13 protein-coding genes are annotated in these 14,328 nt (G+C 75.1%); 5 read left to right on the plus strand and 8 right to left on the minus strand.

Annotated elements, in window-relative coordinates; genetic code table 11:
• Positions 1 to 2: 2 nt before the first annotated feature.
• Positions 3 to 605 carry a DedA family protein gene (locus AB2L28_RS19105; RefSeq protein ID WP_370720577.1) on the plus strand — a complete coding sequence of 201 codons (603 nt, stop codon included), beginning with the start codon at positions 3 to 5 and terminating at the stop codon, positions 603 to 605.
• On the opposite strand, the gene AB2L28_RS19110 is transcribed toward AB2L28_RS19105, so the two are convergent.
• On the minus strand, positions 574 to 1,485 hold the full coding sequence (locus AB2L28_RS19110; RefSeq protein ID WP_370720578.1) for a serine hydrolase: 912 nt from the start codon (positions 1,483 to 1,485) through the stop codon (positions 574 to 576). The two genes, AB2L28_RS19105 and AB2L28_RS19110, sit on opposite strands and share 32 nt — an antisense overlap.
• A complete protein-coding gene (locus AB2L28_RS19115) occupies positions 1,482 to 2,348 on the minus strand; it encodes a LysR family transcriptional regulator (protein ID WP_370720579.1) in 867 nt (288 codons plus the stop codon). The genes AB2L28_RS19110 and AB2L28_RS19115 overlap by 4 nt, the downstream gene beginning before the upstream one ends.
• 93 nt (positions 2,349 to 2,441) lie before the next feature.
• Here AB2L28_RS19115 and bla point away from each other — a divergent pair, with 93 nt between their 5' ends.
• On the plus strand, positions 2,442 to 3,347 hold the full coding sequence (gene bla / locus AB2L28_RS19120; RefSeq protein ID WP_370720580.1) for a class A beta-lactamase: 906 nt from the start codon (positions 2,442 to 2,444) through the stop codon (positions 3,345 to 3,347).
• On the opposite strand, the gene gatB is transcribed toward bla, so the two are convergent.
• Genes gatB through gatC form a run of 3 tightly spaced genes read right to left on the minus strand, consistent with a single transcriptional unit; the run spans position 3,340 to position 6,694 of the window.
• Positions 3,340 to 4,857, minus strand: coding sequence for an Asp-tRNA(Asn)/Glu-tRNA(Gln) amidotransferase subunit GatB (gene gatB / locus AB2L28_RS19125; protein ID WP_370720581.1), 1,518 nt, complete (start codon positions 4,855 to 4,857; stop codon positions 3,340 to 3,342). The two genes, bla and gatB, sit on opposite strands and share 8 nt — an antisense overlap.
• On the minus strand, positions 4,854 to 6,392 hold the full coding sequence (gene gatA, locus AB2L28_RS19130; protein WP_370720582.1) for an Asp-tRNA(Asn)/Glu-tRNA(Gln) amidotransferase subunit GatA: 1,539 nt from the start codon (positions 6,390 to 6,392) through the stop codon (positions 4,854 to 4,856). The genes gatB and gatA overlap by 4 nt, the downstream gene beginning before the upstream one ends.
• A 2-nt stretch (positions 6,393 to 6,394) precedes the next feature.
• A complete protein-coding gene (gene gatC / locus AB2L28_RS19135; protein ID WP_370720583.1) occupies positions 6,395 to 6,694 on the minus strand; it encodes an Asp-tRNA(Asn)/Glu-tRNA(Gln) amidotransferase subunit GatC in 300 nt (99 codons plus the stop codon).
• Between the two features lie 132 nt (positions 6,695 to 6,826).
• Here gatC and AB2L28_RS19140 point away from each other — a divergent pair, with 132 nt between their 5' ends.
• Positions 6,827 to 7,336 carry a hypothetical protein gene (locus AB2L28_RS19140; protein ID WP_370720584.1) on the plus strand — a complete coding sequence of 170 codons (510 nt, stop codon included), beginning with the start codon at positions 6,827 to 6,829 and terminating at the stop codon, positions 7,334 to 7,336.
• A 6-nt stretch (positions 7,337 to 7,342) separates the two neighbouring features.
• Here AB2L28_RS19140 and ligA read toward each other — a convergent pair whose 3' ends face one another.
• Entirely contained in the window at positions 7,343 to 9,481 is a 2,139-nt protein-coding gene (gene ligA, locus AB2L28_RS19145; RefSeq protein WP_432526118.1) for an NAD-dependent DNA ligase LigA, read from the minus strand.
• Positions 9,482 to 9,564: 83 nt separating this feature from the next.
• Between ligA and AB2L28_RS19150 the strand changes: the two genes are divergently transcribed.
• Positions 9,565 to 10,791 (plus strand): esterase-like activity of phytase family protein, encoded by a 1,227-nt coding sequence (locus AB2L28_RS19150; protein WP_370720586.1) that lies wholly within the window; start codon positions 9,565 to 9,567, stop codon positions 10,789 to 10,791.
• Between the two features lie 12 nt (positions 10,792 to 10,803).
• Here the strand turns inward: AB2L28_RS19150 and AB2L28_RS19155 are convergent, their stop codons facing one another.
• Both AB2L28_RS19155 and AB2L28_RS19160 read right to left on the minus strand, forming a co-directional pair.
• The gene (locus AB2L28_RS19155) at positions 10,804 to 11,355 is read right to left on the minus strand and encodes a GNAT family N-acetyltransferase (protein ID WP_370720587.1); all 552 of its coding nucleotides are present in this window, start codon (positions 11,353 to 11,355) and stop codon (positions 10,804 to 10,806) included.
• Complete coding sequence (locus AB2L28_RS19160) at positions 11,348 to 12,358, minus strand: uroporphyrinogen decarboxylase/cobalamine-independent methonine synthase family protein (RefSeq protein ID WP_370720588.1); 1,011 nt, start codon at positions 12,356 to 12,358, stop codon at positions 11,348 to 11,350. The genes AB2L28_RS19155 and AB2L28_RS19160 overlap by 8 nt, the downstream gene beginning before the upstream one ends.
• A 147-nt stretch (positions 12,359 to 12,505) precedes the next feature.
• On the opposite strand from AB2L28_RS19160, the gene AB2L28_RS19165 reads away from it, so the two are divergent.
• A complete protein-coding gene (locus AB2L28_RS19165) occupies positions 12,506 to 14,215 on the plus strand; it encodes an alpha/beta hydrolase (protein ID WP_370720589.1) in 1,710 nt (569 codons plus the stop codon).
• Positions 14,216 to 14,328 lie beyond the last annotated feature (113 nt).

Raw genomic sequence — 14,328 nt, forward strand, 5'->3', positions numbered from 1 at the left:
GGGTGTTCGACCACCTGGGCGCGCTCGTCACCGAGCACGCGGGGTCGCCGTGGGTGCTGGCCGCGGTGCTCACCCTCGCCGCCCTGGACGCCTTCGTCCCGCCGCTGCCGAGCGAGTCGGTCGTCATCGGCCTGTCGGCCATCGCGGCCGACACGGGGCACCCGCACCGGTGGGCGTTGTTCGCCTGCGCCGTCGTCGGCGCGTTCCTCGGCGACAACCTCACCTACACGATGGGCCGGCACTCCCCGCTGCGCCGCTGGATCGCCGGTCACCCGCGGCTGGAGAAGGCCTTCACCCGGGCCGCCGTGGAACTCGACAAGCGGGGGGCCTTCGCGATCCTCGCCGCCCGGTACGTCCCGATCGGGCGCATCGCCGTGAACCTCACCGCGGGGGCGGTGCGGTTCCCCCGCGCGCGCTTCGTCGGGCTCAGCGCGCTCGCGGCGCTGACGTGGGCGGCCTACTCGGTGGCCATCGGTTCCCTCGCGGGCCACTGGATCGAGTCGACGCCGCTGGCCGGAGCCGCGCTGGGCATCGTCATCGCCCTGGTGCTGGGTCTCCTCGTCGACCTCGTGCTCAACCGGGTCGTCCACCGCCGGGTGCGCTGAACCCCTCGTCGAGGAGCGCGTCGTGCAGGACCCGGGCGCACCGGCCGAGCGCGGCCTCCGCCTCGGGCTGGTGGGTGGCCGCCACGGTGGAGGCGCTGAGGACCACGACCGCGATCGTCGTGCCGTCGGCGTGCTCGAGGACCCCCGCCTCGTGGCGCAACGTCAGGAGCGTCCCCGTCTTCGACGACCAGCGGGAGGCGTCGGTCCGCAGGTCCGGGGCCAACCGCTGACCGAAGACGTTGCCACCCAGCAGGTCCCGCACCCGCTCGGCGACCGCCGCAGGCACAGCGGTGGGCCGCCACAGGTGGGTGAGCAGGTCGGCGAAACCCTCGGCGGAGCCGGCGTTGGCCCGGCCGACGTCGAACTGCTCGAGGGCGTGGCCGTCGCCGGGGGTTCCCGACCGGCTCGCCAGGAGGTGGCCGTAGGGGCGCTCGACGCGCAGCGCCGGGGTGTCGGCGAGGTCGGCCAGGCGGTGGCGCACCGCCACGCCCCGGACGCCGAGGGCACGCAGTTCCGCGTCCACCGCCCCGGGCGGGGTGAGGGCGAACAACGCGTCGGCGGCGACGTTGTCGCTGACCGTCACGGCGAGTTCGAGCAGGTCCTCGACCGCGATCCGCACGGGGTGGCGGAACCTGCCGAGCCCGGTGTCGGACCGCGCCGCGGGCGGTTCCACCACGACCACCTGGTCCGCCGCGAGCTCGCCGCGGTGGACGCGCAGGAGGGTCGCGAGGGCGAGGGGAACCTTGACCAGCGACGCGCAGGGGAACTGCCGCGCGGGGTCCAGGACGGCGGTGCCCCCGTCGTCGAGGTCACGCACGACGATCCCCGCCTGCAAGCCGGCGTCGGCCAGGATGCGCCGCACCTGGTCGAGAGCCCTCACGCCTCCTCGCAGAGGTCGGCCACCGCACCCGCGAACTGCGCGCGCAGGCGGCGGGCGTCCTCGTCCCGGCCGGCCAGCACGGCGAGGCCGCGGACGAGGTCCGGGCCGGCCAGCGGTCGCCAGTCCAACCCCCACGCCCGGGCCTGCGCCCGGGTGGCCAGGACGAGGTCGTCACCGTCCAGCACGCGGGCCAGAGCGGCGACCGGGGTCGGGGCCACCCCCACCTGAACGGGTTGCAGACCGGCCGCTTCGGCGGCCCGCACCAGCACGTCGCGCACGTGCGGGACGTCGTCCTCGGGCAGCAGCCAGCACCGGCGCGGTGCCTCCGACCCGCGGGTCCGGCCACGCCGGAGCGTGGCCAACCGGACGGCGTGGGCGCGCACGACCCCGGGCCGGGCCGCCACGCCGAGGGGAGTCGTCCACTCGGCCTCGTCCGCCGGCACCGGGACGAGGGCCACGGGCAGGTCGCGGTCGCGCACCGCCTCGACGCGGCGGGCCCGCGGCAACGGCACGGGGTCCACGACGTGAGCGGTGCGGGCGGCGAACCGCGCCAGCGCCGCCAGGTCGAGCGTGTCCGGGACCCCGCACCGGACGGGGCGGCGACGCGCGCGCTCGGCGTCCGCGACGAGGGTGTCGGCCAGGTCGACGAGGCGACGCGCCGTGGGCAGGAGGTCCCGGCCCAGGCTCGTCACCGCGACCGTCCGCGACGAGCGCTCCAGCAGCCGGCCCCCGAGGTGCGCCTCGAGGGCGGCCACGCGACGGCTGGCCACCGACTGCGGGATCCGGACCGACGCGGCACCCGCCGTGAAGCTGCCCCGCGTCGCGACGGCCAGGAAGGCGCGGCACCCGGCGACGACGTCCACGGCACGACCGTACCCGGCACCCATGCTCATCCGGCATGGATCGGACGGACGGCTGCTTGGACGACATGACCGGGGTGCGCTGAGGTGGGGACCGTGAGAACCGCGTCGACCGCCGCCCTCCTGTCCCTCCCGGTGTCCGCCGCGCTCCTGCTGACGGGGTGCGCCGCACCCGCGCCACCCGCCCCGGCGACCTCCACCACCTCCTCCGCGGCGGCGACCAGCACCGCCCCGAGCCCCGACTTCGACGCCCTCGAACGGCAGTTCGGTGCCCGGCTGGGCGTCTTCGCCGTGGACACCGGCAGCGGGCGCACCGTGGCCCACCGCGCCGACGAACGGTTCGCGTTCGCCTCCACCTACAAGGCGCTCGCGGCCGCGGCCGTCCTGGACTCCGGTGCCGACCTCACCACGCAGGTCCCGGTGACCGAACTCGTCACCTACTCCCCCGTCACCGAGCAGCACGTCGGCGGGACCATGACGCTCGGCGACGTCGCCGAGGCCGCGGTGACCGTGAGCGACAACACCGCCGGGAACCTCCTGCTCGACCAGCTCGGCGGACCGGCGGGTTTCGAGGGGGACCTGCGCGAGCTCGGGGACACCGTCACCGAGTCCGAGCGGGAGGAGCCGGAGCTGAACCGGTGGGCGCCGGGAGAGGTGGCCGACACCAGTTCCCCGCGCGCGTTCGCCGGCAGCCTGCGGGCCTACGCCGTGGGCGGGGCCCTGGACCCGGGCGACCGGGACGTCTTCACCGGGTGGCTGCGGGGGAACACCACCGGGGACGAGCAGATCCGCGCCGGGGTCCCCGCCGGGTGGGTCGTGGGCGACAAGACCGGCCACGCGGGACGGTACGGCAACCAGAACGACGTCGGTGTCGTCTGGCCCTCCGGGGGCCGGGCCCCGTGGGTCGTCGTCGTGTTCTCCGACCGGCCCGGCCTCGACGACGAGTCCGACCCCGCGCTCGTGGCGCGGGCGACCGGACTCGTCGTCGACGCGCTCAGCTGACGCGTTCGGTGATGAGCTCGCGGATGCGCGCGGCGTCCGCCTTGCCCTTCATCTCCTTCATGACCTGGCCGATGAGGGCACCGGCCGCCTGCGCCTTGCCGCCGCGGATCTTCTCCACGACGTCGGGGTTGGCGGCGATGACCTTCTCGACCGCGGCGTTCAGCGCGCCGTCGTCCTGGACGACGATCAGGCCGCGGGCCTCGACGACCTGCGCCACCGTGCCCTCACCGGCCAGGACGCCCTCCAGGGCCTCCCGCGCCAGGCGGTCGGTGAGCTTGCCGTCGTCGACGAGCTGGGCCAGCTCGGCCACGTCGGCCGGCGTGACGCGCAGGTCCGCCAGTTCCACGCCGTCGGCGTTGGCGCGCCGGGCCAGCTCCCCGGACCACCACTTGCGCGCCGCCGCGGGCGAGGCGCCCGCGGCCACGGTCGCCTCGACGACGTCGAGCGCCCCGGCGTTGACGAGGTCGCGGAACTCCAGGTCGGAGAAACCCCACTCGGCGTGCAGCCGCTTGCGGCGCTGGGCGGGCGGCTCCGGCAGCGAGGCGCGCAGCTCCTCCACCCACGCCCGGTCCGGGACGATCGGCACGAGGTCGGGTTCGGGGAAGTAGCGGTAGTCCTCCGCGTCGGACTTCTCCCGGCCCGACGTCGTCAGGCCGGTGTCCTCGTGCCAGTGCCGCGTCTCCTGCACGACCTTCGCCCCCGAGCGCAGGACGGCGGCGTGCCGGGACACCTCGTACCGGACGGCCCGTTCGACCGAGCGCAGCGAGTTGACGTTCTTCGTCTCCGAGCGGGTGCCGAGCTCCGCCTCCGGCGAGGGCCGCAGCGAAAGGTTGACGTCGCAGCGCAGCGAACCCTGCTCCATCTTCACGTCCGACACGTCGAGCGCCCGCAGCAGGTCGCGCAGAGCCGCCACGTAGGCGCGCGCCACGTCCGGGGCACGGTCGCCGGTGCCCACCAGGGGCCGGGTGACGATCTCGATGAGCGGGATCCCCGCACGGTTGTAGTCGACGAGGGAGAACTCGGCCCCGTGGATGCGACCCGTGGACCCCCCGACGTGCAGGGACTTGCCCGTGTCCTCCTCCATGTGGGCGCGTTCGATGAGCACCCGGTACGTGAAGGCCGGCTTCGACCCGTCCTCCGACGCCGGGACGTCCACGTCGAGGTACCCGTCGAACGCGATGGGCTCGTCGTACTGCGACGTCTGGAAGTTCTTCGGCATGTCCGGGTAGAAGTAGTTCTTCCGGGCGAACCGGCAGTGCTCCGCGATGGAGCAGTTCAGCGCCAGCCCGATGCGGATCGCCGACTCCAGCGCCTTCGCGTTCAGCACCGGCATCGCGCCGGGCAGGCCCAGCGACGTCGGGTCCACCTGGGTGTTCGGCTCCGCGCCGAACTCCGTGGGCGCCCCGGAGAACATCTTCGTCTTCGTGTTCAGCTCGACGTGCACCTCGAGGCCGAGGACGGGGTCGAACTCCGCCACCGCCTCGTCGTAGTCGACCAGTTCGACGCTCATGCCGAGACCCCCTGCCACGTCGGGACCTTCGCGAGCAACGGCCCGCCCCACTTGTCGTTCAGCCGCGCCTCCAGCGCCGCGCCGACCCGGTACAACCGGTCGTCGGCCCGCTGCGGGGCCAGGACCTGCAACCCCACCGGGAGCCCGTCGGACAGGCCCGCCGGCAGCGACATGCCCGGGATACCCGCCAGGTTCGCCGGGATCGTCGCCACGTCGCCGGCGTACATGGCCAGCGGGTCGTCCAGCTTCTCCCCCAGCCGGTACGCCACGGTCGGCGCCGTCGGGGAGACCAGCACGTCCACGTCCGCGAAGGCCGCCGCGAAGTCGCGCTGGACCAGGGTGCGGACCTTCTGCGCGCTGCCGTAGTAGGCGTCGTAGTACCCCGCCGACAGGGCGTAGGTGCCCAGGACGATGCGCCGCTTGGCCTCGTCGCCGAACCCGGCGGCGCGGGTGGCGCGCATGACCGTCTCGGCCGTGACGTTCTCGCCCTCGGGCACGACCCGCAGGCCGTAGCGCATCCCGTCGAACTTGGCGAGGTTGCTCGACGCCTCGCTCGGCAGGATGAGGTAGTACGCGGCGAGCGCGTGGACGATGTTCGGCAGGCTCAGCTCCACGACCTCGGCCCCGGCGGCGCGGAGCTCCGCGAGCGCCTCCTCGAACCGGGCGACGACCCCGGGTTCGTACCCCTCACCCGACAGCTCCGTGACGACGCCGACGCGCACCCCGGTGAGGTCGCCCGTCGCGCCCTGCCGGGCCGCACCGACGACGTCCGGGACGGCGTCGGGCAGCGACGTGGAGTCGTACGGGTCGTGCCCGGCGATGACCGCGTGCAGCAGGGCCGTGTCCATCACCGTGCGGGCGCAGGGCCCGGCCTGGTCCAGGGAGCTGGCCAGGGCGATGAGGCCGTAGCGGGAGACCGCGCCGTAGGTGGGCTTGACGCCGACGGTGCCGGTGACGGCCGCGGGCTGGCGGATGGACCCGCCCGTGTCCGAACCGATGGTCAGCGGCGCCTCGAAGGCCGCCAGCGCCGCCGCCGACCCCCCGCCGGAACCACCCGGGATGCGGGTCGCGTCCCACGGGTTGCGGGTGACGCCGTAGGCGGAGTGCTCGGTGGTCGAGCCCATCGCGAACTCGTCCATGTTGGTCTTGCCGAGCACGACGAGACCGGCGGCGTGCAGCTCGCGCACGACGGTGGCGTCGTAGGGCGGGACCCAGCCCTGCAGCATCCGGGAACCGGCCGTGGTCGGCAGGCCCTTCGTCGTCAGGACGTCCTTGACGCCGACGGGGATGCCCGCCAGCGGGCCGAGGTCGGCCCCGGCGGCGCGGTCGGCGTCGATCTGCCGGGCCCGGGCGAGGGCGCCCTCGTGGTCGACGTGCAGGAAGGCGTGCACCCCGGACTCGTTCGCGCCGGACGTGGGGCCGTCGACGGCGTCGATGCGGTCGAGGTGGGCGCGGGTGACCTCCTCGGCGGAGACCACCCCGCTGCGCAGGCCCTCGGCGAGGCGGGTGGCGTCCCACTGGACGAGCTCGTTCACGCTCACGCCTCCTCCCCCAGGATCATCGGGACGCGGAACCGGCCGTCCTCGGCCGCCGGGGCGCCCGCGAGCGCCTCCTGCGCGCTCAGGCCCGGGCGGACGACGTCCGGTCGGGTCACGTTCGTCAGGGGCACGGGGTGCGAGGTGGCGGGCACGTCGTCGGTGGCGACCTTCGCGACGGCCGCGACGGCATCGAGGACCGCGTCGAGCTGACCCGCCACGCGGTCCAGCTCCTCGTCGGACATGTCGATGCGCGCCAGGCGCGCGAGGTGCTCGACCTCGGTTCGGGAGATGGCGGACACGATCGGTGAGTCTATTGCGCCGGTCCGGGGTCCCGGTGTGGCCCACCCGCGCGGACGTGGCTCGTCCGCCCCACTCCGCGACGGGCCCGTGCCACAGTGGCGCCGCTGGGGGCGGGTGGGACGCGGTGGGGTGTGTTGCGGGCCGTCGTCGTCCTCACCGTCCTCGGCGCTCTCGCCTGGTGGCGCCGGGAGGACACCTCGTTCGCCACGTACGCGCTGTTCTGGGGCGTCGCCGCCGTCTCCTCCGTGGGGTGGACGGCAGTGCGGCACCGCGGCGACGTCGTCGTGCTGGCCCCGGACGCGCTCGTCGTGCGGAACCGCGACGGTGAGCACCGCTTCGCCTGGGACGACGTCCTGGAGGTGTCCTGGTCCTCGGGGTCGTGGCCCGCGCTCGGCGGTGGTCCGGTGCTGCGCACCAGGGGTGGCCCCTACGACGAGCCCGGCCCGAACTCCCCGGCCCAGGTCGCACAGCTCGCCCTCTTCGGCCGCCGCGGGACCCGTCGCGCGGCGCGAGCCGTGGCCGACGTGGCCGCCCAGCACGGCGTCCCCTTCACGCCAGGACTCCTCGACCTCGTCCAGCGCGGCAAGCGCAGCCCGCGCCTGCCCGGGGAACGTCGTGATGCGCGGGGCGGCTCGCTGTAGGGCAGCTCAGGCCTGCGCCCCGTCCGCCTCGTCCCCGCCCTCGGCGGGCGGCGCGACCGCGTCCGGGCCGCCCCCGAGCAGCGCCGTGAACCCCGCCTCGTCGAGGATCCGCAGCCCCAGCTGCTCGGCCTTGTCGGCCTTGGCCCCGGCGGCCTCCCCCACGACGACGAAGTCGGTCTTCTTCGACACCGAGCCCGACGCCTTCCCGCCGCGGGCGAGGATCGCCTCCTTCGCCTCGTCGCGGGAGTACCCGGTCAGCGACCCGGTGACGACGACGGTCAGCCCCTCCAGGGTGCGGGGGGTCGACTCGTCGCGCTCGTCGGCCATCCGCACGCCGGCCTCGCGCCACTCGCGGACCACCTCGCGGTGCCAGTCGACGGCCAGCCACTCCACGACGGCCTCCGCGATCGTCGGACCGACGCCCTCGGAGGAGGCGATCTCCTCGGCGCTCGCCGCCTCGATGGCCTCCATCGACCCGAACCGGTCGGCCAGCGCGCGGGCCGCGGTCGGGCCGACGTGCCGGATGGACAGGCCGACGAGGACCCGCCACAGCGGCTGCGACTTCCGGTCCGCCAGGTTCTGCAGCAACCGGCGACCGTTGGCCGAGACGGCACCGGCCTTCGTCGTGAAGAGCGGGACCCGCGCCAGGTCGTCCTCGGTGAGGGTGAACAGGTCCCCCTCGTCCTCGATGACGCCGGCCTGCAGCAGCGCCGTGGACGCCTCGTAACCGAGGGCCTCGATGTCGAAGGCGCCGCGGCCGGCGACGTGGAAGACGCGCTCGCGCAGCTGCGCGGGGCAGGACCGGGAGTTCGGGCAGCGGATGTCGACGTCGTCGGCGCGCTGGTGCGCCAGCGTCGTCCCGCACTCGGGGCACTCGGTGGGCATGACGAACTCGCGCTCACCGCCCGTGCGCGACTCGGCCACCGGGCCCAGGACCTCCGGGATGACGTCCCCGGCCTTGCGGACCACGACGGTGTCACCGATGAGCACGCCCTTGCGCTTGACCTCGTCGGCGTTGTGCAGCGTCGCCATCTTCACGGTCGAACCCGCGACCTTGACGGGTTCGAGCACGGCGAAGGGCGTGACCCGGCCGGTGCGGCCGACGTTCACCTGCACGTCCAGCAGCGTCGTGGTCACCTCCTCCGGCGGGTACTTGAACGCGATCGCCCACCGCGGCGCGCGGGACGTCGACCCCAGCCGGCGCTGCAGCGGGACCTGGTCGACCTTGACGACGACACCGTCGATCTCGTGCTCGACGTCGTGGCGGTGCTCGCCGTAGTACGAGATGTACTCGGCCACCTCCGGCAGCGTGTCGACGACCTTCACGCGCGGGGACGTCGGCAGGCCCCACGCGGCGAGCTTCTCGTACGCCTCGAACTGGGAGGCGTTCTCCATCCCCCGGCGGGCACCGACGCCGTGGACGAGCATCCGCAGCGGACGGGTGGCCGTGATGCGGGGGTCCTTCTGCCGCAACGACCCCGCCGCCGCGTTGCGGGGGTTCGCGAACGGCGGCTTCCCCGCGGCGACCAGGCCGGCGTTGATCCCGGCGAAACCCTCCAGCAGGAAGAACACCTCACCGCGGACCTCGAGGAACTCCGGCACGTCGTCGCCCGTGAGCCGGTGCGGGACGTCCGCGATGGTCCGCACGTTGAACGTCACGTCCTCGCCCGTGCGCCCGTCACCGCGGGTCACCCCGCGCACGAGGCGACCCTGCTCGTACACGAGGTCGATGGCGAGACCGTCGATCTTCGGCTCGCACAGGTACCGGGCGCCCTCCCCCACCTCCTTCTCCACGCGGCCGGCCCAGGCCGACAACTCGTCGAGCGTGAAGGCGTTGTCGAGGCTCAGCATCCGCTCGGGGTGGTCGACGGCGGTGAACTCCGTCGAGAACGTCCCGCCCACCGTCTGCGTCGGAGAGTCCGGCGTCCGCAGCTGCGGGTGCTCCTCCTCCAGCGACCGCAGGTCCCTCTCCAGCTCGTCGTACTGCCCGTCGCCGAGCGGGGAGGAGTTCCGCACGTAGTACGCGAAGCGGGCGGCCTCGATCTGCGCCACCAGCTCCTCCCAGCGGTGCCGGGCCGACGACGGGACGGTGCCACCGGGCGTGCCGCCGGGCGGGGACGTGCTCTCTGCGCTCACGGTGCCCATCCTGCCGCGGGGGTCCGACACAGGCCCACGAGCGTTCACCGCGGCGTCGCTCAGCCGACGCTCAGGGTCTCTACGGTCACCGTGTGACCACCCCCCACCCCCGCCGGGCCCTCGTCGTCCCCGCCGTCCCCGTCGTCCTCGCCGCCGCGGCCGTCCTCACCCTCACCTCCTCCGGAGCCGCCGCCGACGGCCACGCACCCGACCCCGCGTTCCCCGCCCAGAGCACCCGTCTCGTGGACCGCCAGGTCCTGCCCGCCGCGACGTTCGGCGAACCCGTGCCCAGCGGGGCCGGGATCGAGAGCGCGAACGGCGTCCCCGTGCCCTTCCCCGCCCAGCCCGTCCAGGGCTTCTCCGGCAACCTCGTCCAGCCCGACGGCTCCTACCTCGTGCTGTCGGACAACGGCTACGGCACGAAGGCGAACAGCGCCGACTTCCTCCTCGCCGTCCACCGGCTGGTCGATCCGGGAACCGGGACGCTGCAGGTCGCCCCCGGCGGGTTCACCCTGTCCGACCCCTTCGGCGAGGTCCCCTGGCCGCTGACGCGCGCCGACCGGCGCCTCACCGGCGCCGACTTCGACCCCGAGAGCTTCCGGCAGGCACCGGACGGGACGTTCTGGTTCGGGGAGGAGTTCGGCCCGTACCTGCTGCACACCGACGCGGCGGGCCGGTTGATCCAGGCTCCCGTCCCGCTGCCCGGCGTGCAGTCCCCCGACAACCCCGAGCTGGGCACGGCCACGCCGAACCTGGCGTCCAGCAAGGGGTTCGAGGGCATGGCGCAGTCGACTGACGGCCGCTACCTGTTCCCGCTGCTCGAGGGGCCCGTCGCCGGGGACGACCGCCAGGACCTGCGTGCGCTCCGGTACGACACCGTCGAAGGCCGCTACCGCGGCGAGGCGTTCACCTACCGCCTCGAATCCCCCGGCAACGCGATCGGCGACCTGACCCAGCTCGACGACCACCGGTTCCTCGTCCTCGAACGCGACGGGGGCCAGGGCCCCACCGCGGTGTTCAAGGCCGTCTTCCTCCTCGACACCAGCCTCACCGACGCGACCGGTCACCCGCGCAAGACCCAGCTCGTGAACCTCATGGCCGTCCCCGACCCCGACGGGGTCGCAGGCGAACTGTCGGAGGACTCGGGGTTCGTGACGTTCCCGTTCACCACGATCGAGAGCGTCGACGTCGTCGGCGAGCACCGCATCGTCGTCGGCAACGACAACAACTTCCCGTTCTCGGCCGGCCGCACCCCCGGCGTCGCGGAGGACGACGAGTTCCTCACGATCGAGGTGCAGGCGGACCTGTCACCCCGTTGACCGGGCGAGCGGTCAACCGGCGGTCCCCGCGGTGGGGCGGCGCAGGACGACGAACTCAAGGTCGTCCCGCTGCGGGATCCCGAACCGCTCGTCCCCGTAGGGGAACGGGCGGCGCTCACCGGTGCCGCGGAACCCGAGCCGTTCGTACCAGGCGATGAGGTCGGCGCGCTGGGCGATGACCGTCATCTCCAGCGCGCTCGCCCCCCAGCGCGTCACGGCCTCGGCGTCGGCCCGCGTCAGCAGTGCCCGCCCGATGCCACCGCCCTGCGCGTCCGGGCGCACCGCGAACGTCCCGAAGTAGGCCGGGGCACCGGTCCCGTCCGCCGTCCGGCGCAGTTCGCAACAGCCGACGAGGACGCCGTCGCGGTGGGCCAGCAGGAGCACCGCGGCCGGGGCGGCGACGACGGCCGCGATGCCCGCCGCATCGGTGCGCCTGCCCCGCAGCAGGTCCGCCTCGGTGGTCCAGCCGGCGCGGCTGCTCTCGCCGCGGTAGGCCGACTCGACGAGGTCGACCACGGCCGCCACGTCGTCGGTGGTCGCCTCGCGGAACGCCAGGTCAGTCACCGGAGGCCTCCTCGAGGGCGGCCGCCGCAGCACGCAGCCGGGTCAGCAGGTCGCGCACCAGCGCCGGGGGCGCGTCGGCCAGCCCGGCGGCCGGGGTGAGGACGACGTCGGCCAGGGCGGTGGCGGGCAGCCCGACGCGCCGCCAGGGCTGGCGGACCACGTCGACGACCGCGGCGTCGGAGGGGACGGGCAGCCCCGTCCGGGTGGGTACCGGCAGCGCGCCGGCCCACAGGCGCAGCCCGTCCTCCACGCACGCGGCGACGGACTCCCACCCGGCGGGGCCGAGGTCGCGCACCGGCAGCGCCACCCCGGCGGCCCCCGCCTCGCGCACGAGCGACCAGGGCGCCTCCCGCGGGTCCAGCCGCACGACGGGGTCGGCCCCCGCCGAGCGCACGGCGGTCAGGACGTCGCGCAACCCGTCGCGGACCTCGGCGCGGTCCACGGCCCGCAGCGTCCCGTAGCCGGACTGGGTGGGCAGCCGCCCGGCCAGGACCGCGGCCAGCGACGGCTCCTCGACGTGGGCGACCACCTGCGCACCCGGGACAAGCCGACGCACGTCGGCGACGTGCCGGGACAACCCCTCGGCCAGGGAGGCGACGACGTCGCGGCGGGCGCCGGGGTCGCAGACGCTGCGCTCGCCGCGGTTCAGCTCGACCGCGGCGAGCAGCGACCACGGGCCGACGACCGCGAGCGCCAGCGGACCCGTCCAGCCGTCGGCCGCCTCGGCGAGCTCGTCGAGGTCGGCGCGCAGGAAGGCGTCGGCCCGGGCGGCGTCCCGGCCGGGGGCGTCGACGAAGCGCCAGCCGGCGGGCTGGCGGTCCACGGGCAGGTCCACGAGGAGGGACGCCGTGCGGCCCAGCGGGTCCGCGCCCGGGCCCCGCTCGGGCAGTTGGGCGAGGTGGGGGACGTGCGGCGGGTCGCCGAGCTCCCCGAAGACGGTGCGGGCGGCTTCGCGGGGGTCCTCCCCCGGCAGCGCGCCGACGGCGGCGGCGGATCCTGGCACGCCGGAACGCTACCCGGCCGGGTCGGGTCGTCCCGCGGCATCCCCCGAAGGTCGGACCCGGACCCCGACCGTCGTCCGTTGGCGCGGGGGGTCCCGGTGCGGGTGGATGGGGACCTCACAGCTCACTCCTGGGAAGGCCACACCGCCATGCAGCACCGCCGTCGAGCCGTCCGCCGCGCCGGGACCGCCACCGCGGGGGTGCTCGCCCTGGCCGGACCGCTGCTCGTCGCCGGTCCCGCCGGCGCCGCCCCCGCGCCCGCACCGCTCGGCACCACCCGGCCCGCGACGGTCGCCGCGGCGGAGGCCGACTTCCTCGCCCGCACCCCGGAGCGCTACCGCGACCAGCAGCTCGCCTGGGCCGCCTGCTCGCGCGAGCAGGTGGGCCTGCTGGCCAGCCTGACCAGCGGCCTGGAGTGCGCGCAGGTGGCCGTCCCGCGGGACTGGGACGACCCCGGGGCGGGGGACCCGTTGCAGGTGACCATCAGCCGTGAGCCGCGGCAGGGCCCGCGGCCGGCCAGGACGGTCATCACCAACCCGGGCGGTCCCGGCGGCGCCGGGCTGTCGCTGGCGGCGCTGGGGTCGGCCGTGCCGGGCCTGGCCGGCACCGAGGTCATCGGGCTCGACGTGCGCGGCACCGGGGCCAGCTCGGCGATGACGTGCGGGTCGGCCTTCGTGGGCCAGACCCCGCCGGACACCCGCGACCGGTCCCCCGAGGCGCTCGCGCTCGCCGCGAAGATCGTCCAGGGCGCCGCGGAGGCGTGCGCGGACGACCCGCTCGCCCCCGTCGTGGACACCCAGCAGACGGTCTTCGACATCGACCTCGTCCGCGACGCCCTGGACCGGGAGACGATCGACTGGGTCGGCTACTCCGGCGGCACCTGGCTGGGCGCGCAGTTCGCCACCCACCTGCCCGGCCGCGTCGGCCGCTTCGTGCTGGACTCCAGCGTCGACGCGACCGCGGGGTACCAGGAGGTCTTCTCCTACCAGCCCATGGCCTTCCAGCGCCGGTTCGACGTCGACTTCGCGCCGTGGGCGGCGGCGGGGAACGCGACGTTCGGGCTGGGCGCCACGGGCCCGGAGGTCGCGGCGACGTTCGAACGGGTCCGGGCCGGTCTGGCCGCGCGACCTCTGCAGCTCCCCGGGCTCACCGTGGACGGCAACCTGCTCGACGCGCTGGCCACGCAGGCCATGTACGGCAAGGCCTCGTTCCCGCAGCTCGCGTGGATCCTCAGCGGTCTGCAGGTCGTCGAGGCGTTCCGCGGCCCCGGCGGGTCGGGCGACGCGCCGGCCGCCCTGTCCGGTCGGCTGGCCGACCTCGTCCGCCAGCTCGCCCCCGCGGCCGGGCGGCCCCCGGCCGTGGAGTCGATGGCCGCGACGTTCGCCGCCACCACGTGCAACGACTCCCCGTGGACCACCGACCAGGCGTACTGGAACGCCTACGGGAACGAGCAGGGCTCGCGGTACCCGCTGGTCGGCTACGCGAAGTCCTCGCAGGTGTGCGCCCACTGGCAGCGCGACGGCCTCGTGCTGCCCACCGTGGACGGTGCCGACCTGCCGCCGCTGCTCATCGTCCAGTCCCGCCGCGACCCGGCCACGGCCTACGAGGGCGCGCTGGCGACGCACCGGGCGATCGGGTCCTCCGTGCTCGTGACGGTCGAGGACGAGGGTGACCACGGCCTGTACGGGGCGGGCAACCCGTGCGTGGACGACGTGGTGGACCGGTTCCTCACCGAGGGCGCCGTCCCCGACGGGGACGTCACCTGCGAGGGCGTGGGCCTGCCGCCCGTGGCCGGGTCCCAGGCTGAGGGCGTCGTCGCGAAGGTCCTGCGGGCGGCGCGCTCGGGAGCCGCGTCGTGACGGCGTGAGCCGTGGGTCCGGCAGTGGGTGAGGATGACCCGGTGAGGTCGACCCCGTGAGCACCGCCCGCCCACCCGCCCTGGCCGTGGGGGACGACGTCGGCGACGAGGAGC

This window comes from Kineococcus mangrovi, from assembly GCF_041320705.1.
Taxonomy (GTDB): domain Bacteria; phylum Actinomycetota; class Actinomycetes; order Actinomycetales; family Kineococcaceae; genus Kineococcus; species Kineococcus mangrovi.

Coding starts and splice junctions, on each gene's coding strand:
- AB2L28_RS19165 (WP_370720589.1), top strand. CDS start 12,506: ATGCAGCACCGCCGTCGAGCCGTCCGCCGCGCCGGGACCGCCACCGCG.
- gatB (WP_370720581.1), bottom strand. CDS start 4,857: ATGAGCGTCGAACTGGTCGACTACGACGAGGCGGTGGCGGAGTTCGAC.
- ligA (WP_432526118.1), bottom strand. CDS start 9,481: ATGGGCACCGTGAGCGCAGAGAGCACGTCCCCGCCCGGCGGCACGCCC.